This is a genomic window from Shewanella nanhaiensis, assembly GCF_019457885.1.
GTDB lineage: Bacteria > Pseudomonadota > Gammaproteobacteria > Enterobacterales > Shewanellaceae > Shewanella > Shewanella nanhaiensis.
In genome coordinates, this window is the sequence record NZ_JAHZST010000004.1 from 78,792 (window position 1) to 100,601 (window position 21,810).

General features: G+C 41.6%; 21 protein-coding genes. 7 read left to right on the forward strand and 14 right to left on the reverse strand.

Going from position 1 to position 21,810, the window contains the following annotated elements:
* Window positions 1-9: 9 nt before the first annotated feature.
* The 3 genes from K0625_RS07060 to K0625_RS07070 are packed head-to-tail and all read right to left on the reverse strand — an operon-like array spanning window position 10 to window position 2,023.
* Entirely contained in the window at window positions 10-723 is a 714-nt protein-coding gene (locus tag K0625_RS07060; RefSeq protein ID WP_220109046.1) for a response regulator, read from the reverse strand.
* On the reverse strand, window positions 723-1,142 hold the full coding sequence (locus K0625_RS07065; RefSeq protein WP_220109047.1) for a DUF3019 domain-containing protein: 420 nt from the start codon (window positions 1,140-1,142) through the stop codon (window positions 723-725). Before K0625_RS07065 ends, K0625_RS07060 begins: the two co-directional genes overlap by 1 nt.
* Before the next feature lie 2 nt (window positions 1,143-1,144).
* Window positions 1,145-2,023 carry a MipA/OmpV family protein gene (locus K0625_RS07070; protein WP_220109048.1) on the reverse strand — a complete coding sequence of 293 codons (879 nt, stop codon included), beginning with the start codon at window positions 2,021-2,023 and terminating at the stop codon, window positions 1,145-1,147.
* 353 nt (window positions 2,024-2,376) lie between these two features.
* On the opposite strand from K0625_RS07070, the gene K0625_RS07075 reads away from it, so the two are divergent.
* The 3 genes from K0625_RS07075 (at window position 2,377) to K0625_RS07085 (ending at window position 6,976) form a co-directional block, all read left to right on the forward strand.
* Window positions 2,377-3,552, forward strand: coding sequence for an acyl-CoA dehydrogenase (locus K0625_RS07075; RefSeq protein WP_220109049.1), 1,176 nt, complete (start codon window positions 2,377-2,379; stop codon window positions 3,550-3,552).
* Between the two features lie 105 nt (window positions 3,553-3,657).
* Window positions 3,658-5,901 carry a dehydrogenase E1 component subunit alpha/beta gene (locus K0625_RS07080; protein WP_220109050.1) on the forward strand — a complete coding sequence of 748 codons (2,244 nt, stop codon included), beginning with the start codon at window positions 3,658-3,660 and terminating at the stop codon, window positions 5,899-5,901.
* Between the two features lie 4 nt (window positions 5,902-5,905).
* Window positions 5,906-6,976 (forward strand): ACP S-malonyltransferase, encoded by a 1,071-nt coding sequence (locus K0625_RS07085; protein WP_220109051.1) that lies wholly within the window; start codon window positions 5,906-5,908, stop codon window positions 6,974-6,976.
* 45 nt (window positions 6,977-7,021) lie between these two features.
* On the opposite strand, the gene K0625_RS07090 is transcribed toward K0625_RS07085, so the two are convergent.
* The 7 genes from K0625_RS07090 to K0625_RS07120 all read right to left on the reverse strand — a co-directional run bounded on the left by K0625_RS07090 (window position 7,022) and on the right by K0625_RS07120 (window position 16,926).
* Entirely contained in the window at window positions 7,022-8,233 is a 1,212-nt protein-coding gene (locus K0625_RS07090; protein ID WP_220109052.1) for a response regulator, read from the reverse strand.
* A 66-nt stretch (window positions 8,234-8,299) separates the two neighbouring features.
* Window positions 8,300-11,071 (reverse strand): ATP-binding protein, encoded by a 2,772-nt coding sequence (locus K0625_RS07095; protein ID WP_220109053.1) that lies wholly within the window; start codon window positions 11,069-11,071, stop codon window positions 8,300-8,302.
* Between the two features lie 127 nt (window positions 11,072-11,198).
* Window positions 11,199-12,386, reverse strand: coding sequence for a response regulator (locus K0625_RS07100; protein WP_232846970.1), 1,188 nt, complete (start codon window positions 12,384-12,386; stop codon window positions 11,199-11,201).
* Complete coding sequence (locus K0625_RS07105; RefSeq protein ID WP_220109054.1) at window positions 12,331-12,723, reverse strand: Hpt domain-containing protein; 393 nt, start codon at window positions 12,721-12,723, stop codon at window positions 12,331-12,333. The genes K0625_RS07100 and K0625_RS07105 overlap by 56 nt, the downstream gene beginning before the upstream one ends.
* Window positions 12,716-15,157, reverse strand: coding sequence for a PAS domain-containing hybrid sensor histidine kinase/response regulator (locus K0625_RS07110; protein ID WP_220109055.1), 2,442 nt, complete (start codon window positions 15,155-15,157; stop codon window positions 12,716-12,718). Before K0625_RS07110 ends, K0625_RS07105 begins: the two co-directional genes overlap by 8 nt.
* A 236-nt stretch (window positions 15,158-15,393) precedes the next feature.
* Window positions 15,394-16,269, reverse strand: coding sequence for a universal stress protein (locus tag K0625_RS07115; protein WP_232846971.1), 876 nt, complete (start codon window positions 16,267-16,269; stop codon window positions 15,394-15,396).
* A gap of 183 nt (window positions 16,270-16,452) precedes the next feature.
* The gene (locus K0625_RS07120; RefSeq protein ID WP_220109057.1) at window positions 16,453-16,926 is read right to left on the reverse strand and encodes a YcxB family protein; all 474 of its coding nucleotides are present in this window, start codon (window positions 16,924-16,926) and stop codon (window positions 16,453-16,455) included.
* 121 nt (window positions 16,927-17,047) lie between these two features.
* Here K0625_RS07120 and K0625_RS07125 point away from each other — a divergent pair, with 121 nt between their 5' ends.
* Window positions 17,048-17,365, forward strand: a complete 318-nt coding sequence (locus K0625_RS07125) for a TehB-like domain-containing protein (RefSeq protein ID WP_220109058.1) — start codon at window positions 17,048-17,050, stop codon at window positions 17,363-17,365.
* A gap of 48 nt (window positions 17,366-17,413) precedes the next feature.
* On the opposite strand, the gene K0625_RS07130 is transcribed toward K0625_RS07125, so the two are convergent.
* A complete protein-coding gene (locus K0625_RS07130; protein WP_220109059.1) occupies window positions 17,414-17,788 on the reverse strand; it encodes a hypothetical protein in 375 nt (124 codons plus the stop codon).
* A gap of 415 nt (window positions 17,789-18,203) precedes the next feature.
* Here K0625_RS07130 and K0625_RS07135 point away from each other — a divergent pair, with 415 nt between their 5' ends.
* Window positions 18,204-18,452: a hypothetical protein gene (locus tag K0625_RS07135; protein WP_220109060.1), complete on the forward strand. Its 249-nt coding sequence runs from the start codon at window positions 18,204-18,206 to the stop codon at window positions 18,450-18,452.
* Window positions 18,453-18,564: 112 nt separating this feature from the next.
* Here the strand turns inward: K0625_RS07135 and K0625_RS07140 are convergent, their stop codons facing one another.
* Genes K0625_RS07140 through K0625_RS07150 form a run of 3 tightly spaced genes read right to left on the reverse strand, consistent with a single transcriptional unit; the run spans window position 18,565 to window position 20,052 of the window.
* A complete protein-coding gene (locus K0625_RS07140) occupies window positions 18,565-18,984 on the reverse strand; it encodes a VOC family protein (RefSeq protein ID WP_220109061.1) in 420 nt (139 codons plus the stop codon).
* A gap of 27 nt (window positions 18,985-19,011) precedes the next feature.
* Window positions 19,012-19,401 (reverse strand): VOC family protein, encoded by a 390-nt coding sequence (locus K0625_RS07145; RefSeq protein WP_220109062.1) that lies wholly within the window; start codon window positions 19,399-19,401, stop codon window positions 19,012-19,014.
* Between the two features lie 18 nt (window positions 19,402-19,419).
* Window positions 19,420-20,052, reverse strand: coding sequence for an NAD(P)H-dependent oxidoreductase (locus tag K0625_RS07150; RefSeq protein ID WP_220109063.1), 633 nt, complete (start codon window positions 20,050-20,052; stop codon window positions 19,420-19,422).
* 147 nt (window positions 20,053-20,199) lie between these two features.
* Here K0625_RS07150 and K0625_RS07155 point away from each other — a divergent pair, with 147 nt between their 5' ends.
* Window positions 20,200-20,826: a helix-turn-helix transcriptional regulator gene (locus K0625_RS07155; protein ID WP_220109064.1), complete on the forward strand. Its 627-nt coding sequence runs from the start codon at window positions 20,200-20,202 to the stop codon at window positions 20,824-20,826.
* A complete protein-coding gene (locus K0625_RS07160) occupies window positions 20,826-21,536 on the forward strand; it encodes a pseudouridine synthase (protein ID WP_220109065.1) in 711 nt (236 codons plus the stop codon). Before K0625_RS07155 ends, K0625_RS07160 begins: the two co-directional genes overlap by 1 nt.
* Window positions 21,537-21,810 lie beyond the last annotated feature (274 nt).

Here is a 21,810-nt window from a genome sequence, read left to right on the forward strand (position 1 = left end):
GTTCTTGAGTTAATTTGTCCAAGCTTCTGGCGCAAAGAGGTAACCTTGGCCCCAAACCGTTTTAATTCGGAACGGGGTCTCTATGTTGTCGCCCAGCTTCTTTCTTAGTCTTGAGACTCTGACATCTATCTTTCTGTCTTTACCATCGAAGTCGATATTCAACAGGTATTGGTAGATATATTGCCTGCTTAAGACCTGTCCAGCTTGAGATGCTAATAGCCAAAGTAGTTCAAACTCATGGCTGGTTAGATCCACTTCAAGGTCGCCAAGTCTAATAGCCTGAGTATGAGGATCTATGCTCAGCTTACCGAATGATAAGCAGTGAGATTCAACCTTCGGCGGTTTAGCGGTACGGCGCAAAAGGTTATTAATTCTGGCGATAAGCAGAGCGGGATCGACAGGTTTAACGACATAGTCGTCGGCACCTAGCTCTAAACCTTTGATCTGATCTTCGTTTGAACCTAATGCACTCATCAATAAGATGGGACCAGCAAAGTAGTCGGGTAACTTCTCGCATAAAGTGAGCCCATCCATTCCTGGTAGCATAATATCCAGCAATATAATGTCTGGTTTATAGTTAATCAGGCGAGTTAGTACTGTGTCACCGCGACGCTCAACTTCAACGTGCATTCCATGGGACTTTAAATAATCCACAATCAAGTTGGCAAGGCGAATATCGTCCTCTACCAGTAAGACTCTATGGGTCGATTGAGGGTCTGTCATTAGAATAAACTCCAAGGGTTACGGAAGCGTCTTCTCACTTTGGGCTCTGCAGTCTGTGTGACTTTAAGTTTTACCCCAGCGAGTGTTTCATGTGTTTCTTTATCTATCATTACAAATTGAATGTCTTCAGTTGTGCTTACATTCAAACTTAACGAATTTGCTTTATCGTCTTCTGCGCACCACTTAGCCATGTTTTCATAGTCAGATAAAATGCAGATAGCTCTTGGTTGCTGATTTTTCCACTCAAGTAGTACCTTGAGATCACAGGTAAGTTGCTCACCTGAAGTTATACAAAACTCTGGTGATACTGTGAGCTTGGCGCCTAATTCATCTGCTTCATCAGCAAATATCTGACTACTGCCCACGATGAAGAGGGAGAGGAGCAGGAGTAAGCGTGTTATGAATTTGGTAATTTGCACCCTTAAAACCTATAACTTGTACCAAGATAAAAAGTACTGGTATGGTCTTGATCTAGTAGCGGACTATTGGCTATTTCATCGGCAATCTGAGTGTATCTGGCTAAAAATATGAGATCCCAGTGCTGAGTCATGACGTAATGGGTAGTCAATTCAATCCCTACATTTAATGCTGATTTAGCTTGGTAAGCTTGATTCCAATAGGGACTCTCACTCTTTCTAACGCCGTAATAGTAATCTACGACCTCTTCACTTTTCCAGTCTAATCTGAGTGCAAATTCGAAATTCCAATTCTGAACGGGAAGATTATAGAGCCATTTTGCTCTGGCTTCGGTGCCCTGGTGCACATTTAGCATATCGTGGGCGAGTGATAAGTTGAGGATGCCAGCTCGAGTATAGATAAATGCATCAAGGCCACCTAAGTAGGTAAATTTGCGTCTCTCTAGAGGACCCACATCGGGCTTAGGCTCTTCACTCATAAGCAGAGTTCGCCCATTTGCTGCTATTGAATTAGCTTCAAACTTGTTGGAACCAGCTAGAAATATATTCGAAGGGTCCCAACGTTGAAAGTAAGCGCTGTCGGTACTGAAGCTAGTGGAAAGGTTGAGTGTGTATTTCTCCTCTTCCACTAAGGTGTACCCTATATTTCCGTTGTCGAAAAACCAGCTATCACCGTAATAGGCAAAGGTAGGCACTAAATAGATAGGGATGTCAGAGTAATCTTTCAGGGGGTTGCTGCGCTCGCCATAACCAAATGCAATACCCAGATCCCATTGACCAACCTCAATGCATTCAAGATCATTTTCACAAGGTACGTCTATATCACCCCAAGAGAGGAAGGGGATAAAAATAGCGCTGAGGGAGAGCAGTTTTAGCCTATTCATGACACCGTTTATATACTTATTACAGAATTAACATATCAAGTAACAGAGTAACATCATCAAAGAGCGTTAGGCAGAAGTTTTGTGCATTTTGATGCAAAGTGATACATGGGCAAGGTTAGTGCTTTCAAGGTGTTGTATCTTGGTTGTTACTATGTTTTTTGAGTGATCCTTAATCGTGTTAATTTTTTATCTTTATGTTGTATTTACCGTGTCATCAAGCTTTACTCAATAGATGACCCCATAGGTAAAATCTATGGATGATAAAGAAAAAGACTATTTTTCCTAAAGCTAATTTATGCTTATTGTAACCAATAACGATTGTGAATAATTTTGCCCTAATTAAGGATAACATCATGGCGCGAGTGCATTTTGACTGGACAGACCCTTTACAGCTAAACGCTTTACTCTCTGATGAGGAGAGAATGATACGCGACAGTGTATATGACTATGCTCAGGATAAGCTGATGAGTCGGGTGTTAATGGCTAACCGTGAGGAACATTTTGATCGGGAGATCATGAATGAGCTTGGTGAGATGGGTCTACTTGGTGCGACCCTGCCTGAAAAATATGGCTGCTCGAATGTCAATTATGTTAGCTATGGACTGGTAGCCCGTGAAATAGAGCGTGTGGACAGTGGTTATCGTTCGGCCATGAGCGTGCAATCCTCCTTGGTGATGCATCCTATCTATGCCTATGGCAGCGAGGAGCAGAGAATGAAATATCTGCCTAAGTTAGCTACGGGTGAGTGGGTGGGCTGTTTTGGTCTCACCGAGCCAGATGTAGGCTCAGATCCTGGCGGCATGAAGACTCGCGCTGAGCGTATCGACGGAGGGTATAGGCTTAATGGTGCCAAGATGTGGATCACTAATTCACCCATTGCCGATGTGTTTATTGTCTGGGCCAAATTGGAGGGTAAGATCCGCGGCTTCATTCTAGAGAAAGGGATGAAAGGGTTAAGCGCGCCTAAAATTGAGGGTAAGTTCTCGTTGCGTGCATCGGTGACCGGTGAGATCGTTATGGATAATGTAGAGGTTCCAGAATCTGCATTAATGCCCAATGCTGAGGGGTTGCAAGGGCCATTTGGTTGTTTAAATAAAGCCAGATATGGCATTGCTTGGGGAGCGCTTGGCGCTGCCGAGTTTTGCTGGCATGGTGCGCGTCAGTATACCTTAGACAGAGTTCAGTTTAACCGTCCTTTGGCCGCCAATCAGCTTATTCAAAAGAAGTTAGCGGACATGCAGACTGAAATAACAACGGGTCTATTTGCCTGTTTACAAGCGGGGCGGTTAATGGATCAAGATGCCCTACCTGTTGAAGCTATCTCATTAATTAAAAGAAACTCCTGCGGTAAAGCGTTAGATATCGCCCGTATGTCTCGTGATATGCATGGCGGCAATGGTATCTCAGATGAGTTCCATATCATTCGCCATGTGATGAATCTAGAAGCGGTGAATACCTATGAAGGGACTCACGATATTCATGCCCTTATTTTAGGCCGTGCCCAGACAGGGATCCAGGCTTTTAGTTAACGCGAGTATTAAGGAGCCTAAGGCTCCTTTTTTGTTTGGAATATTGATGAAGATTAGCCTCTTGGTTAACTATCTTCGTTGTTAGTCATGGGGTGAGTAAGCATTATGGAAGATAGGGCAGTCGCGTTAGATAGAAGTTTTATTGAGCGAGTCAAGAAGCAAGATTTTAGTGATATCGGTGAGGGCTGGGATCATCGAAAGCTGGGTCTGTCAGACAGTGACTTTATCGGTATGTTTGAGTCTCAACTTAAGAGTCGCTTGCTTGATCTTGAGTCTCGTAAGATGCGGGCGAGAAATCAAGGCTTCTATACTATTGGCAGCTCAGGTCATGAGGGGAATGCGGCTTACGGACTCACATTTAGACCGACGGATATGGCTTTTCTACACTATCGAAGTGGCGCCTTTATGATAGAGCGGAGCCGTCAACTCGCTGGTGAAACGATTCTTTACGATATGTTGCTATCTTTTGCAGCCTCCAGTGATGACCCAACCTCAGGTGGTCGTCACAAGGTGTTAGGGAGCAAACGGTTAAATATTCCACCTCAGACTTCAACTATCGCCTCTCACTTGCCTAAAGCGGTGGGAGCAGCTTTGAGTATTCCTTTGACTCAGAGATTAGAGCTCGCCTCTGAAATGCCGTCAGACAGTGTTGTGCTATGTAATTTTGGTGATGCATCAGCCAATCATGCTAGCGCACAGAGTGCCATTAATTCAGCCTGTTGGGCAGCATATCAGCAGGTTCCACTGCCCCTGGTATTTATTTGTGAAGACAATGGCATCGGGATCTCCACACGGACCCCTAAAGGTTGGATTGCGGCGAGCTTTAGTCAACGCGCCTCACTTAAATATTTTTACTGCGATGGGAGAGATATCTTAGATACTTATAAGGTGAGCAGGGAAGCGGCCGATTACGCAAGAGTGCATAGAAAGCCAGTATTTCTTCACGTTAGAACCGTACGCTTAATGGGCCATGCGGGCAGTGATGCCGAGATAGCCTACATGAAGAAGGAGCATATTTTTGAAAATGAGGCTCAAGACCCGTTAATTGTGACGGCTCAGCAACTCATAGAAGCCCGTTTGATGAACTCAAAGCAGATAGTCGCCCTCTATCAATCCATGAAGCTGCGCATTGAAGCGATCGCTAAGATGGCTGTGACTAGACCTAAGTTGCAAACTATTGAACAGGCGATGGCATCAATTGTTCCTCAAAAGCGTGATGTTAGCGATAAACCCTGTTTAGATGAGCTCAGTCGAGCGGAGCTATTTAAAGCGGATAAACTGGCTCTAAGTAAGCCACTTCATATGGGCAAGCTGCTGAATTTAGCCCTAACAGAGTTGATGGCGCGTTTAGACAATATTGTGGTTTGTGGTGAAGATGTGGGTAAAAAAGGGGGGGTATACCATGTGACCTCTCGGCTGGTGGAGCGCTTTGGACCTAACCGAGTGATCAATACCCTGCTGGATGAAACCTCTATTTTGGGGTTAGGCATTGGTATGGCTCATAACGGTATCTTGCCTATCCCTGAGATACAATTTCTCGCTTATGTGCATAATGCCGAAGATCAAATTCGAGGAGAAGCGGCGACACTTCCATTCTTCTCCGATGGACAGTTCACCAATCCTATGGTGATCCGCATTGCTGGCCTTGGTTATCAAAAGGGGTTTGGCGGGCATTTTCATAACGATAACTCATTTGCTGTTTTCAGAGATATTCCAGGATTAATAATCGCCTGTCCTTCAAATGGTGCTGACGCTGTTGCCATGTTAAGAGAGAGTGTCAGGCTTGCCCGTGAAGAGCAAAGGGTGGTGATTTTTCTTGAGCCTATTGCCCTGTATATGACCAAAGATCTGCATGAAACAGGCGATGGTTTATGGGCCAGTGATTATATTCCTGAACAGGATTCAACGCCTCTGGCACTGGGTGATATAACCACTGAGGGGAGGGGTGATGAGCTCTGTATTATCAGCTATGCCAATGGGTACTACTTGAGTCGTCAGGCGCAAAAGGCATTAATGGAAACTGGGCTAAAGGTCAGAGTTATTGATATTCGTTGGCTTGCGCCATTGAACATTGATGGGATCGTAGCGCAAGCGAAAGAGTGCAAACATATCTTAATTGTTGATGAGTGTCGTAAGACAGGGTCTATCAGCGAAGCATTAATGACAGGTTTTGCTGAGACGTTAGGGGAAGCTTGTCCACCAATTGCTAGATTAACCGCCGATGATTGCTTCATTCCACTTGCCGATGCCGCGACGCTACCACTACCGTCTAAAGAGAGCATTATTGAAGCTGCAATGAACTTAATAGGTAAAGAGCTAAACCAATCTCTACTAAAAGAGGCGCTGTGAAGATATGAGTGTTGAGACAAGTCTTGTTGAAAATAAGAGAGAGAGAGTTGTGGTTATTGCGCCAGGAAGAGGTAGCTATAACAAGGAGGAGTTGGGGTACCTTCATTCTCTTCATAGCGACAAACTAGCCTTTATTGAAGGGATTGATGCTTATAGAAAGCCGCTGCAACAAGAGAGTATTAAAGCCCTTGATGGACGTGACAAGTATTCGTTTAAACTGCATACGGCAGGTGAAAATGCATCGGCATTAATCTACGCCTGTGCCATGGCCGATTTTATGGATATTGATACTGATAAATATGAAATTGTTGCTGTGACGGGGAACTCCATGGGCTGGTACATTGCACTCGCTTGCGCTGGAGCATTAGATGGCGATGGGGCAATTGATGTGATAAATACCATGGGCTCTATGATGCAGACAGGGCTTATTGGTGGCCAACTTATCTATCCTGAGATGGATGAGGAGTGGAAACAGGATAAAACCCAGAGCGACTTAATCGATAAAGCAATTGAACAAGTTAATGATGAAGTTGGCAGCGAAGTTTATACCTCAATTCTATTGGGGGGTTATCGAGTTTTGGCGGGTAATGAGGCGGGATTAAAACGACTCGAGTCGCTTCTTCCCAGTATCGATGATCGCTATCCAATGCGACTCTATAATCATGGCGCTTTTCACTCTCCGCTTCTGGGCGATGTATCGACACGTGGCTTGGCATCTCTGGGGGAGTCGTTATTTAGCAAGCCCTCTGTGCCGTTGATTGATGGTGAGGGGGGGATCTGGACTCCTCAAAGTACCGATATCGCAAAATTAAGAGATTACACTTTAGGGGCGCAGGTGACTCAAACGTATGATTTTACCAAGGCCGTACAGGTTGCGGTTAAGGAGTTCGCTCCCGACAAGTTGATTGTACTTGGGCCGGGAAATACCTTAGGTGGCCCTATTGCTCAGTCCTTAATTGATATTGATTGGTTTGGCTGGCAGGGGAAGAGTGACTTCTCACTGTCTCAATCCGACTCTCCTAAACTATTGGCCATGGGGAATGAACAGCAGCGCCAGCAAGTGCTAAATCGCTAAACTCTCACTCTTTCTGCTGATCAATACTTAGGGTTATAACTTAGGCTAGTTAATTATCCTATGTACTGCCTCGAGTATCTCAGATTTAGAGGAGGGCTTTAGAATATAGCCTTTAAGCCCTTGTTCAGCCCATGTTTTAATCAGCTCTTTATTTTTGTTTCCAGTGAGTGCAATGATAGGGAGCTTTTTTCCGCCTGAGGCTGATTTTATCTGTATTGTTGTGTTAATTCCGTCTAAATTGGGCATAAACAGATCCATGAGAACCAGTGAATAGTTGTTCTGTTTGATCTTCTTTAATGCATGTAAGCCATCATCGGCAGCGTCAACATTGAACTGCTCCTTCTTTAAAATATTGACTAACATGTTCCTATAAATCTGATTATCTTCCACCACTAATATTTTTTTTAGTTCAGTTTGTTCAATGGCGTCATTATGGGAGGCTTGTTGTGTCGGGGTGAGGGCTAATGCCTCTATAATTTTTGCTTGATCAGGTACTTGCACCCTGTTTTTTAGGGATGTTTGCTCTTTTAGATCTGTGAGTCCATCCTGTTTGGCAATTAATTGATTAATCATACTATCTAGCGTGCTCTTTATGTTGCACTCCAACTCTGCAAGTAGAGGTTCGATATGTTGTTTATTAATTTTATCGATCAACTGCCTAGTGTCTTGTTTTGTGTCAACCTCTTTCTCTATCATAGCTTCATTGGATTTATTGAGGCTTTTCTTGCACTTATCTATTGAGTTTAATAAGGATTGCTTGCATGCGCCTCCATCGTCAATTAACTGAGCGAGGTCTTTATCAACGTTTTCCAGTTGTTCCTCTTGGTATCCAATGTATTGCTCTGTTGTTTGGCTGATAAGTAAGCCATTGTGTACAATCATTTTTAATCGAAATTTTTCATACAATGGTTGGTATACGAAATAATTGTCGAAGAGCCCTTTGATACAGCAGCGAAAAGCGACACCTGACTCACGATTTTTGCATAAGAGTATGCTTTGATGGGGATAGTCTAGACTTTTATCTGTAATGACTTTTGTATATAGCTCAATACTTTTCTCTACTGTTGCTAGAGCGAACAGTATGACAGAGGGTTTTAACTCTTTTATTTTTTCACCAATATTGACACTCGCAGAAAGTGTTCGATAGTCCTCTACTTGCTCTGCGATAATACTAGCGGCGCCTAAAATATCGTCTTCATTGTCAAATATCATAATGACTTTGGGGTGACGGCAGGCCAGACTAGGTTTTGGTGACATGGACAATTACTCCCTGTAGTTGCTGTGAGCTTAGTTATGAGCATGATTAAATTAGCATATGCATTTTTACGTTGTTTTTTCGTACCAGATATCCATAACTTTCTTTAAATCTTTTAAAATAATTGGCTTACTTACAAAGTCGTTCATACCCATGGAGTAACAGCGTTCGGCGTCGCCGCTCATCGCTGCACCGGTTATGGCGATAATTGGCACTTTCTTTTTATCACTTTTCTCCTCTAATTCCCTGATCTGCTTTGTCATACTGTAGCCGTCAAGGTTTGGCATATGACAATCGGTTAAAATTAACTTGTAATCCATATTTTTCCAATTCTCAATACCACCAATGCCATCATCGGCAAGGTCGCATTGATAACCTAACTTACTGAGCTGTTTTACAATTAATTTTTGGTTAAGTGGGTTATCTTCAACGACAAGAATATCTGCCAAGGTGGTGGGAATTTGATTGCTCTTTGAGTCAATTTCGATGTCATCAAAAGTTAACTCATTTAATTCAAGTTCTAGCTCTAAATCTAAATTTAGTTCCTGCTCTTCAATGACAGCTTGTACTGACTCAAGGAGTTGAATCTTAGTTATAGGTTCAACTGGGAGTATATGTTTGTGAGGGATGAGTTTGCGAGCCTGAGGAAGTTCACCCCTTGGAATAGCAATCAAGAATTTTCTTGCTTGCTCCTGTCTTTGGTAAAGCTGCTGAAGTAAAGTTTGTGAACTAGACAATGAACCAGGGATAAGTAAGAGAAGATCATAGTTGATAAGAGCTATATCTAACTCCTCGATATCAACGGATTCAACGCGGGCTCCTTCACTCTCCAACTGTTTAATGATGGTTCCATTTAAGCCTAGATTTTGACCTTGAGTGATCACACCTATGCTGCAGTTATTTAGCTTTGGCTCAGTCTGTTCATCCATTATCAGTGAAAAAGGGAGTTCGACGGTGAAAGTGGAGCCTACACCCTCCTTACTCATCAAGGTTATCTCTCCGCCCATAAGGTGGGTTAGGTTTCTGCTAATGGCCAATCCAAGTCCAGTGCCGCCATATTTTCGAGTTATTGATTTTTGGGCTTGGGTGAATGGGGCGAATAACTTACTTTGATCTGATTCATTGATCCCTATGCCATTGTCTTCGATAGTAAATTTTATGTAGAGAAGATCTTCATTTTGTTGTGATATCTCACAGCTTAAATAGACTCTCCCCTGTGCTAATTCTGAGTTGGTGAATTTGATGGCATTGCTCATTAAGTTATATAAAACCTGCCTGACTTTTATTGCGTCACCGACTATCCGGCTCGGTATTGCTGAACACTCTTTAATATTTAGCTGTAGCTGTTTCTTTTGTGCGCTGGGTAGGAACATCTTGACTAAATTATCAATGGTTTCATTGATTGAGAAACTACTGTGTTCTATCTGCATTTTTCCAGCTTCAATCTTATTGATATCCAGAATATCATTGAGAATGCTAATGAGGTTGGTTGCAGAGGTAGTGGCAGTTTCGATTAGCTCCATCGATTCTGATGATTGTTTACTTAGACGGAGAAGATCGAGTGACCCTATGACTGCGTTCATTGGGGTGCGAAGTTCATGACTCATCATTGAGAGAAATTCACTTTTGGTTTGGTTGGCTTTTTCGGCTCTCTCTTTTGCCTGTTGAAACTCAATGGTTCGTTGTGTGACTCTCTCTTCAAGTTCGTTATTTGCTTTTTGTAGCTCTCTTTGCACTTCAAAAAGTGCTGTTTGATCTATACAGATCCCATCAATTCTACAAACCACATGGTTGGAATCTCGACCAACTTGCCCTTTGGCAAGCATGTGTTTGATCTTTCCGCTTGGGAGAAGGGCGCGATACTCTTGTTTGAAAAATTCACCTGTAGCCAAAGAGTGCTCGATAGCGAGTTGTACTTGCTCAACGTCATCTGGGTGCAACCTTTTAGCCCAGGACTCAAAGTTTCCTATATCGTGAGGCGCAAGTTCAAACATCTTATTCGCACGTTCGTCCCAGTCCCATACCCACTCATTTTCGCTGTTGGTTTCACCGCGCCAGTTACCTATATTGCCGGCGTCTAGTGCTATATTTCTACTATCGATCGCTTCATGAAGTGCAAAGAGGGTCTCTTTAGCTGGAGTACAATCCATAAGAGAGCCTGTAATACTAGGACGATTATTTTGAAGGAGAATCACCTCTCCTTTGAGTTCAAACCACCTATCACGATTTCTAACTCGGATTTGACAATCTAGGTTGAATTTTTCTCCAATCTCAAGTTTATGATTATGGAAAATATCAAACTTATTCTGTTCCTGTGGGGGGAGCATACTTAAAAAGCTAAACCAGTCGAGTTGGGAGTCTAAATCCAGACCGATTAGCTTCTTAAAGGTTGAGGAGAAGTAACTATGATTTTGAAGAGGGTCTAGCTCCCAAATCCCGATATTTGCTCCCTTTATTGCGTGGTTTATTCTATCCAATTTGCTGTTAGTTTTATGTTCTTTTACTTGGCAGGTTCTACATTTATTAACGATAAGCCAATAGTCATTACGGTTAAGAGGGCTTTTATTAATGGAGACATTGACGCAAATATTCTTCCCATTTAGGGTTAAAAAGGAGAAAAAATTACATTGTGAGATGAGTTGTTGTTGGAATTGCGAATGGCTGTTGCCGTCTCTGTCTTTAAAGATTTGAAAGCAGGTATGTGCCAAGGCACCTGATAACTTTTTGTTGGTAATATCGAACTCATTTTGGAAGTTTGAATTGACATACAAGATGCATCCATCTTTATTGCAGACCATGATAGGAAATGGGGTGAGGTTAATCGATGAGTCTTCGTACATATCCTTCTGTACTCCACAAAACAATCCTATTGCTAATCATAGCAGCTGCATTTTCTTTAGCTCATTTATTGCTGTTTTTATCTAATAGGGAGTAGAGGGGGGGATATTTTTGATACGTTACAACATACTAGTTAAGTACTTTATTAACAGCCTCAAGGATCTCTTTCTTAGTTGAAGGCTTAAGGATGTAACCTTTTAGCCCTTGCTCGGCCCAAGTTTTGATGAGATCTTTATTCTTGTTTCCCGTTAATGCAATGACGGGCAGAGATTTATTGCCATTTATCGCCTTTATCTGTTTTGTTGTATTTATCCCATCTAAGTTAGGCATAAAGAGATCCATTAAGACAAGTGCGTATTGTTTACTCTTGATTTTTTTTAGTGCACTTAAGCCATCAGCCGCTTCATCAACATCAAAACTCTCCTTTTTTAGTATATTGACTAGCATATCTCGGTAAAGTTGATTGTCCTCTACTACCAGAATTTTTACCCTGTCTTTTGCTGGTTTTTCATTAGTTAGCGTATTGGCTGTATTTGAGAGTGCTTCAAGAATGCTCTGTTGATCTGGTATGGCTGTTTTATTCATCTGGGCTACTCTGGCTTCAAGTTCTTTTATTCCAACTTGCTTGACTAGTAGCTGGTTAATCATATTATCTAGCCCTGTTTTTATGTTTCCCTCTAACTCGGCAAGAAGAGGCTCGATATGAGTTTCATTTATTTTTTGGAGCAGCTGTTCTGAAACTGAGTTTTCAGGATCCTTTGTACTTGGTGTCGCTAAGCTTTTTTTGCAATCTGCGATGGAGTTAAGCAGTGAATGCTTGCATGCCCCTCCTTCATCAATTAGATGCTCTAGATCTTCTCCTAGACTTTCTAGCTGTTCGTCTTGAAAGCCTATGTACTGACTGGTTGACTGGCTAATAAGAAGCCCATTGTGCACAATCATCTTAAGGCGGAACTTTTCATATAGGGGTTGGTAAACGAAATAGTTATCAAATAGTCCTTTAATGCAACATCGAAATGCGGCACCAGATTCACGGTTTTTACAGAGTAAAATGCTATGGTGAGGGTAGTCTAAGCTTTGATCGGTAATGATTTCTGTGTAGAGCTCAATACTTTTCTGGACACTACTTAAGGCAAGTAAAATCACTGATGGACGATACTCTTTTATTTGACTGCCGATTGTCTTGTCCACAAGAAGAGTTCGATATTCATCAACTTGCTCTGCGATAATACTTGCAGCTCCTAGAATATCGTCTTCATTGTCATAGAGCATTATCACCTTGGGATGACGGCATGCTGGAGTTGGATGAGCTGTCATCTATAATGGCTCCATGAACTTGTTTTAGTGATGACTTTATTTCTAAAATCAAATGTTTGCATTTTTGTTTGTCTCCAACATCTCCTGAAACTTCCAGTGCTTTAAGTAGGTGAGATGTCTGCTCTGCACCGACCGCAGCAGCTGAAGTTTTTAAAAAATGAGCTTCCTCTTTTACTGCTGTGAAGGAGTCCTGGTTATACATAAGAATTATCTTTTGTAATGACTCTTTAGCCTGCTTTAGGAAGTCAATTTCAAATTGCCTTATCATCACTGGATCGTCACCAATAAGATCTAACATAATATCTTTGTTTAATACTTTTAGATTCGGTTCAATCATTCACATACCATCTTTCAACGACTTCTTTTAAGTCTTTTAAAATTATGGGTTTACTAACAAAATCATTCATGCCAGTTGATAAACAGTGGTCAGCATCTCCAGTCATTGCAGCACCTGTGACTGCCACTATGGGTATTGCTTTTTCTCCACTTTCTTTCTCTAGCTCTCTGATTTTTTTTGTCATGTCATAACCATCAAGTTTTGGCATATGGCAGTCAGTTAAGATGAGTTTATAATCGGCATTCTTCCAATGTTCTATGCCATCGAGTCCATCGTGAGCCAGATCACAGCTATACCCTAAGGTCGATAGTTGCTTAAGGATCAGTTTCTGGTTGAGGGGGTTGTCCTCAACCACTAAGATCCCTGCTTTATCGGATATGGGTTGAGCAGTCTCCTCAATTGAGAGTTGCTCAAGATCTAATTCATCTAAGTCTAAGCATAGTTCATTGTCCATGGATTTATGTATTGAGTTAATAAGCTGTAGTCGAGTCATCGGGTGCAGTGGCAGTATTGTTGTGTGGGGAAGTATTTGGCGCAATGTGCTGATTTCATTTCTACAGGTGGCAACTATCAGGTGACTACTCTCTGAAAGCTTATGTTGAATGTTTTTGAGTTGTGCGAAGTGTTGATGGGAGCCGACTAGGACTAGAAGAGAGTCATATTCTCTGGCTGAGGCAAGTTGACTTTCGGAGTCTAACACCTTCATGAGCGCCCCTTCGCTTTCTAGGTGTTGTCTGATTAACTCTTGGGTATTATGAGTTTCATCTAAATTTAAAAGCACAATTTTGGTGCCTTCCAGTTGGTATATTGGCTCATCGGTATGTTGCTTAGAGCGCCAGAATGGCAGTTCAACTTTAAAAGTCGCGCCTTCGTTAGGGCAACTAGTTAGTACTATCTCTCCTCCCATTAGTTGTGCTAGGTTTCCACAAATGGCTAGCCCTAAGCCTGTCCCCCCATATTCTCGTGTCGTTGAACGTTGAGCCTGAATGAAGGGGGTAAATAATTTTTTTTGTGTCTCTTTCTCTATGCCGATACCGTTATCTATGATGGAAAATGCAACTTTATAGATAATACTATTGTGCTCAACAATATTAATGTTTAGCTGTACCTCTCCCAGTTTGTCAGTTGTAGTGGAGGTGAACTTTAAGGCGTTTCCCAGTAGATTAAAGATTATCTGGCGTACCTTTACAGCATCGCCTTCCAGATACTTAGGTATAGTGGGATCCTCTGTGACATCTAGTTTTATCTGTTTACCGTTTGCAATGGGGTAGTATATTTGGACCACATTATCTATTACCTCTGTGATAGAGAAGTCTCGCTGCTCGAGCTGCATCTTCCCTGCTTCTATTTTGTTAATATCTAATATGTCATTTAAGATAAAGATGAGATTTTTTGCCGAAGTGGTAGCCGTTTCGATAAGCTCCCTTGATTCTGGTGTTTGTTTCGAGAGCGAAAGCAGATCTAAAGAGCCTAACACTGCATTCATCGGGGTTCTTAACTCATGGCTCATCATTGATAAAAAGCTACTTTTTGTTTGATTCGCTTGCTCAGCTCTCTCTTTAGCCTGTTGTAGCTCTAAAGTTCGAGTTTTTACCCTAGCTTCAGCTTTGTCATTGGCTTCCTGTAGCTCGGCTTGAATATTAAAGAATGGCGTTTGGTTGACACAGACTCCGTCGATACGGCAGATCCTATTTTGATCATCTCGGCCTATTTTGGCTTTGGCATGTACATAAATGACCCCCCCATGAGGAGGTACAGATCTATACTGCTCATCATAAAGCTCACCCGTCGTTAAACTGTGTTGTACCGCATTAATTGCAGACTCTTTATCGTCAGGATGAAGCTGCTGGGCCCATCTCTCTATATTGCCAATATCTTCTGGCTGCAGGGCAAACATCTTATTTGCTCGACTGTCCCAACTCCAAATCCATTCATTGTCACTGTTTAGCTCCGCTTGCCAGTTTCCAATATCTCCAGCATCTAGTGCATTATCTCTTGCTTCAATGGCAAATTTTAATGCTGTAAGTGCTTCTTTTTCTTGAGTTCGGTCGGTTAAGGAGCCTGTAATCGTACTATGGTTATCTTCATTGAGGAAAACCTCACTTCTTAGTTCAAACCAACGTTCAGTCTCAGCAATCTTAATCTTAAAATCGAAATTACATTGCATACCTAGTGTGAGGTTATCTGAATGGAAGATATTAAAATGATGCTGATAAGTGGGACTCGTTCTTGCCCTCAATTCATTTAAGGTGAGAGGGTGATCGATTGAGAGTCCAATCAACTCTTTTAGCTTAGGTGAGAAGTAGCACTCCTCTGTGCACGGCGTAAACTCCCAGATCCCAATATCTGCTCCACTAATTGCATGGGATAAACGATGCAGCTTACTCTCTGCGAATACAATTTTTGTTGGCTGTTTTTTATTTTGATTAGCCATAAATTAGTGTTCGCTATCGGGTAGGAGGGAACAAGTTTGAACTAAATGACTGTAAGAGTGGAAAAGGTTTGTACGAAACTTAACAGTCTTTAGCCTGCAACTTGAATATAGGAAGGAGGTTCTGAAAAAGAGTGAAGTCGCAGGCATAATCATATTCGACCTTTAAAGCTTTATACCATAGGTATAAGGATAGCAGGTGCGTACTATTTAGCCCTGTTTAGCAGATAGTGTTTGAGCTAAAGTGATGGCTTGATAGCCAAAATGTCACAGTGAAGTTGATCTATGATTTGTTCGCTGGTGTGCCCTTTGAATTGGCTTAACCAGCCTTGATGCTCACTTGCACCCACTATCACCATATTGGCATGATATTGATCTGCAATAGTTGGAATAATATGATCAGGAAGCCCCTCTACCAGATGCAGTTGACTATCCTCTAAGTGGTAGTTCTGAGCTGAGTCAATTAGATCAAGCCAGTGTTGTGCTTTGACATCTTGATGACCATCTGTTGAGTTGGAAATGGTTACTTCCATGCTTAAGTCGTTATTATGAAAACAGTTAATGAGATGAATATTATTGTCTAATAAGCTGGCTATCTCTTCGCTATCATCAAGCAGCTTTTTATTAAAGTTCAAGTGTTGTTCACTGGTATCGTCTGTCTCTATTGCTGTTAAAATATTACCTTCATGCTGCCACTGTTTTTCACCGACTAGCATGACTGAGATCTGTTTCTGTCTCAGCAAGCTCCACTCCTCGGCGAAGAAAAACTCGTGAAAAACTGGGTGATGGTGCTTGTAGTTAACGATAACGAGATCGTATTGATCTTGCTCTATTTCAGATAATACCTCTGTTGAGACTGAGTTACTCTTGACCTCTTTTATTTCAATCTCTAACCCTAGGTTTTGATATTGGAGAATTAGATCGTCATTTTCAGCTAAAGGCATCATATCGGTGGATTTGTTGGTACTTTTCATAAAATCAAATCTAGGTGTCGCTAGCTGTATCAATGTCAATTTAGATTTTGATTTATCGGCCAGAAATAGTGCCTTCATTAAGGCGTATTGAGAGGAAAGGTGTGGAGAGAATACACCTAAGATATGTTGATATGAACTCATGAAGTCAGCCCTCATTTCCATAGTGCCTTTTTCAACTTTAGCTGACTGGAGGCTAAACGGCTTCTACTAAGATTGATTTAGACTAATGCTTAGGCTTGATAGTGCTGAAGGGTATAGAGGATGCAGTGACGGTGTGGATGGAAAAGGCTAAATTAGTATCTATTTTAGCCTCTTGAGCGGCGGTTATTTTAGCTTACTCTTGATAAACTCGGTGACGTTAGTATCCAACAGCTTTTTTGACAGGTAACTGGTTCCACCCGAATGCTTAATTAGGTACCCATTATCGCTAACCTTGTGCTCTATTACCTCTTTCCAAGAGATATGTCCTTTCACAAATTCTGATTGAGTATCTATTCCTAGTTCATCAATAGTGAGTTGTACTTCATTGTTCGCCGCTTTACTCAGCATCTGACGCCAAAGCCACCAACTCTTTTTGAATCTGACACTTAGCCCCTCTATTGCACCTAGACCTATGATAAATAGAGATGCATAGGAGTTGACGCCAGTAAGTAGCAGCGCCGTACCTACCAAGAAAAAACCGATAGTCTTGTAGTAGGACTGAAGGGTTCTATCTTCTGTCACTGATGCTTCGAAGCACTCAGTGAAGTAGTTTTTATCTAATATGTATGATGTGGTATAGCGAAATGGAGCATTCATTGGGGTATATATAGTGAAGTTATGGCGCTAGTTTAACCTTTGAAGTATGCAAAGCAACTTTTGTCTTTCTCTGATCTCCATCTACACTGAAACAGTGTCTATTTTTTAGTTAGGACGGACTATGTCGTTTACTCCAAAAGGTTACACTCATTGCGAGTCAACCCAAGTTTATACTAATGAAAATGTTCCTAAGATTTTGCTAGAGCCACACTATACAAAAATGGGTGTATATGAACAGATCCATGTTTTGTGTGGTGTATTAAAGTATTTAGGATGTAATAGCCATACTCAGATCACCGATAAAGAGGTGGTGATTAAAGCGAATGAGACCGCTATGGCTCATCCTAATTACCTTCACCGATTAGAACCTGCCAGTGACGATTTAAAATTTGAGATCCGCTTCTATTCATTAGAAGCTAGGTCAAATTCTGATAAATAGTATCAGAAGCAAATCGCAGGCTAGCAAAATGTTTATAACCAATATGGGTTATGAACGAAATAGAGATTTTAGCTGAAGGCATTTTTCTGTTTGGTTTGCCTGATCACTTCCTCCCCAATCAGCTTCAACTTGATGGATCAACATATTGACAACCCGTTCAACCTGTTCACCGTTACTCAGTACTGTATTTGTAAAGTCTTCAGATCCTTGGGTTATCGCACCTTGATTGCCTCTATGCCACTCTTTAAACCATTTTTGGTATTCGGTTTCTCCAGTTTTTCGGGCACAAAACTTAGCTAGTGGTTGGTACATCACTGATTGAATAAATACCATCTCCTCTTGAGTGTAACTTTCCCTATTATCTGGCTGCGCCAGAAGTGCAAAACTGCTAAGAATAAGAGATATAGTGAATAGGATTCTCATTTTTTCTCCTTAGTTACCCTACTCAATGTTAATAATCGCAGGTTTAAGTGTTAAATGTTTTCTGACGGTAAGTTTGTGATAGTTACTACCTAGAAACTATGATGGAGATCAAAAGGCTTATATTAAATGCGCTTTTATGTGGGAGGGAGGCATGAGAGCTGCTTATCTAGCGTGTAGACTTGGTTATATTTGCTAGGTGGCGAATTAAATGGAGGCTAAACTTTCGGTTAACAAAGCTTAACATGACATTCACAGACGGAGTGGTTAGAGTATTGGTTAAACTCAAAGGATAACCCTGTTAGAGCAGTGTTCTTCTAGTTAGACAGTGGTTCTAGTGAGATAGAGTTAGAGAGTCTGTTTAATTGAGCAAGCTGTTCTCAGATCATTAGCGTGGGAGGTTAAACGAGGAGAAGATATGTTAATAGCAAGCATAGCTGAACTGTTTTTCTGGTTTTTTTGGGAGTTTTTACTCTCATTTATCCTGTATACCACAGGAGCGATAGTACTTAGGTTTATTAGTTTTGGTCGAGTACGTAAGCCACTTTTTATGCCCTCAATCTTTAGCAATGAGAAACGATTGGCAAAGAATGACTTTTTTTCTGCCTATGTATCAGGTTTCTTTTTCTATCTTATTCTGTTGGCATTTATTATCTGGATTGGATAATGAGCTTTATATTGAGAGTATTTGTATGGCGCTTATCATGGCCACTTATTCGCAATAAGCTAAAAAAAGAGTTTGAGTTGATCAGATTCAACTCTTTGATTAGCTAATTTAATCATTCATATCGATTTCTTAGTGATGGGATATCACTTAGGTATTGAACAAACTCCACTTCATAGCCGTTAGGGTCAAGGTAGTAGACGTTTTTTCTATATTCATCGACGGCGCCATCTTTATCAAGATTAAACCCTGCTTCAGCTAATTGAGTCATAACACTATCAATGTCTGAGGTGACAAAAGCGAAGTGTGCCAATCCCACTTGATGGCCTGTTAAGTCTCGATTTTCACCTACGCCATCATCATTGAAGGTTAAATATTGATAGTCATCGCCAAAGTGCACCCAGTTTCTCTTTTTCCCGTGCCAGTTTGCTTCTCCTCCACCTCTGACTTTCCAATGGGGGAAGGCTGCTTGGTAAAATTTCAGTGTTTTCTCAATATCTGTGACGACTAAATTTAGATGCTCTAGATGTATCATAACTAACTCCTTTATTTGCTTTATTCTTTATAAGTCTTGTTTATCTTTCTGTACTCTCCAAGGTGGGGTGAGTCGATTTTCGCCTGCCCAGTAAAGCTTAATTTTGTTTCCAGAAGGATCATGGAGTACGGCTTCTCGCCATAAATAACTCTCCATAGTGGGCATCTGATCAAAGTGAAACCCTTTTGCAATCAGTTGGGCTACTAGCTGGTCAAGATCTTGATGCTCAAAGTAGATGACGCCGTAATTTTTTTGCTCCTCTGGTTGAAGGGAGAGTGAAAAACTAGCGTGCCCATCAATGCACTCAAACCTGGCATAATGGGGAGTATCCACTATCTGAATAAAACCCATTAGGCGATAAAACTCTGTGGCCTTGTGCATATCCTTGACCGGAAATGTAACTTGATTCATATTCATCTTTTTCTCCAACTTTACTTACATTCCGTAGATATACTCCTGCTGTTTAGGATAGGGCTGAGCGCTGTGTCTTGTTCGAATCCCGCTCAGTGCTTCTGCGTATTGATAAAGCATATGCAAACTATATTGAATACGCCCCTCTAGTGTTGATTCTCTCGTGGTTGAGTGAGCGACTTGGTTGTCGTTTGCCTCAGGTTTACCATTAAGCACCTCTTCAACATTGCGTATGATGAGATGATCCGGCAGTGCGACTAACTTGTTATTTTTAAGCGCATTCATTCTCAGCTCTGCGATGGGGTAGGCACCGCTGATCCCACTGACCACTGAGACTAATAATGCTGGTTTGTGGGCAGTGTCTTGATTGTCACACATAAGTAAAAAATTCTTTAGTAGGGGAGAGGCCATGCCACCCCACTCAGGGGTGATCAATATCAGTGCATCGGCGCGCTTTACTTTTTGACTGATCATAGGCCAGGGACTGCCTTTATCTAATTTACTCTCAGCTTCTCCATCCCAAAAAGGTAACTCATGAGTGCATAGCTCAATATGACTGCTCTGTGAGAATTCCGTTGTTATCTGGGCTAAATAGCTTGCGACTTTGGCACTTTGAGATTGAGTTCTTTGGCTGCCACTGACAATGAGTAAATTCATTTAGTAAACCTTTTTGTTTATTTAATGTTTGGTAATGTAATTGCTTTACTAAGTAATGTAAAGGTTAGAACACAAATAAAGTAAATAAAAAAGTTTACTTAATGGCTAGATCGGTAATAATGCTAGGTAATAAAGGTGAGAGGTATTATGAAAACCAGCGAGAAAATCATTCAACTCCTTAAGACTCAAGGGCCGCAAACCGCTAAAGTGTTAGCCACTGAGTTGTCGTTGACGACGATGGGAGTGCGTCAGCATATGCAGGCACTTGAAGATGAAGGTGACGTTAGCTTTGAAGATATTAAAGCCAGTCGTGGTCGGCCGACGCGAGTCTGGTCACTCACAGTTAAGAGCAATAGTCATTTTAGTGATCGACATGAAGAGTTATCGGTACAGCTAATAGATTCAGTTATTAATGTATTCGGTGATTCTGGGCTCGATAAGTTGATCTCCCATAGAGAGGAGACCTCGTTAGCCATGTATCAGGAGAGGTTAAGTGTAGAGAAAACATTGCTAGGTAAACTCAACGCCTTGGTTGAATTGCGTACAGCAGAAGGTTACATGGCAAGCGTTGAGCAGGAGGATGACTTTTACTGGTTATTGGAGAATCACTGTCCAATCTGTGCGGCTGCGAGCAGATGTTTGAATTTTTGTCGCTCAGAGCTGAAGCAATTCCAAACCTTACTGCAAGAGGATGCCTCTGTAAGTCGTGAAGAGCATATTATCGAGGGCGCCCGCCGTTGTGCCTACAAAGTACAACCAATTAAGAAGTCATAATGGAATCAAAACGTGCCCGTTTAGACAGGTTTATTAGTCAACACCTTAAGGTTAACCGTAAAAGTGTTCGTTTAATGTTGGCTAAAGGTCAAGTGAGAGTCGATGGGGAACTTGCTCGTGATATCGACTTTATAGTGGATGAGTTTTCCCACATCTGTGTCAATGATGAAGTTATTCAAGCTAATCAAGCTAGCTATATTATGCTGCATAAGCCTGTGGGGGTTGTGAGTGCGACTGTTGATGATAAACACAAGACGGTAATTGAACTACTGGAGTGCGATAATAGGGATAGTCTGCATATTGTTGGGAGATTAGATCTTAATACTTCAGGTTTATTACTGTTAACCAATGATGGCCGCTGGTCGAAAAAGTTGATGGATCCTGAGTATAAGGTTGGAAAACTATATCGCGTAGAGCTGCAAAACCCACTGACTGTTGAGTATATTTCAGCTTTTGCTAAGGGGATGTATTTTGAATTTGAAGATATAACAACCTTGCCGGCTGAACTTGAAATAGTCGATAGCCACACAGCTTTAGTGACTCTGTATGAGGGGCGTTATCATCAGATTAAGCGGATGTTTGGTCGTTTTCGTAATCCCGTTGTTGGTCTACATAGAATATCAGTAGGTCAAATAGTGTTGGATAAAACGCTGGCCTCGGGTCAGAGCCGCCCGCTGACTCCTGAGGAAATTAAGCATAAACTAACATAATGTCATTTGTGTGACGGATCTCTTGTTTGCTTGGTAAGTGAGACGCTCCTCATGTTAGTTCATATTTTCAACCACTCTTGCTTACCTAAACTCTGATTAGAGTGGGTATTTATGTGATGGGTGGTGTATTTTTGGTTGTTTTGTGATCTTGAATACCCCGTCCTCTCTTGTTTGATCTGTTAAATCTCTTCTACTAGAATGCGCCGCGCATGATTTACACCTAAGCGATCCATCGAATGAAAGGCTGCTTGAGTTAGATAAGATGCTGCGTATA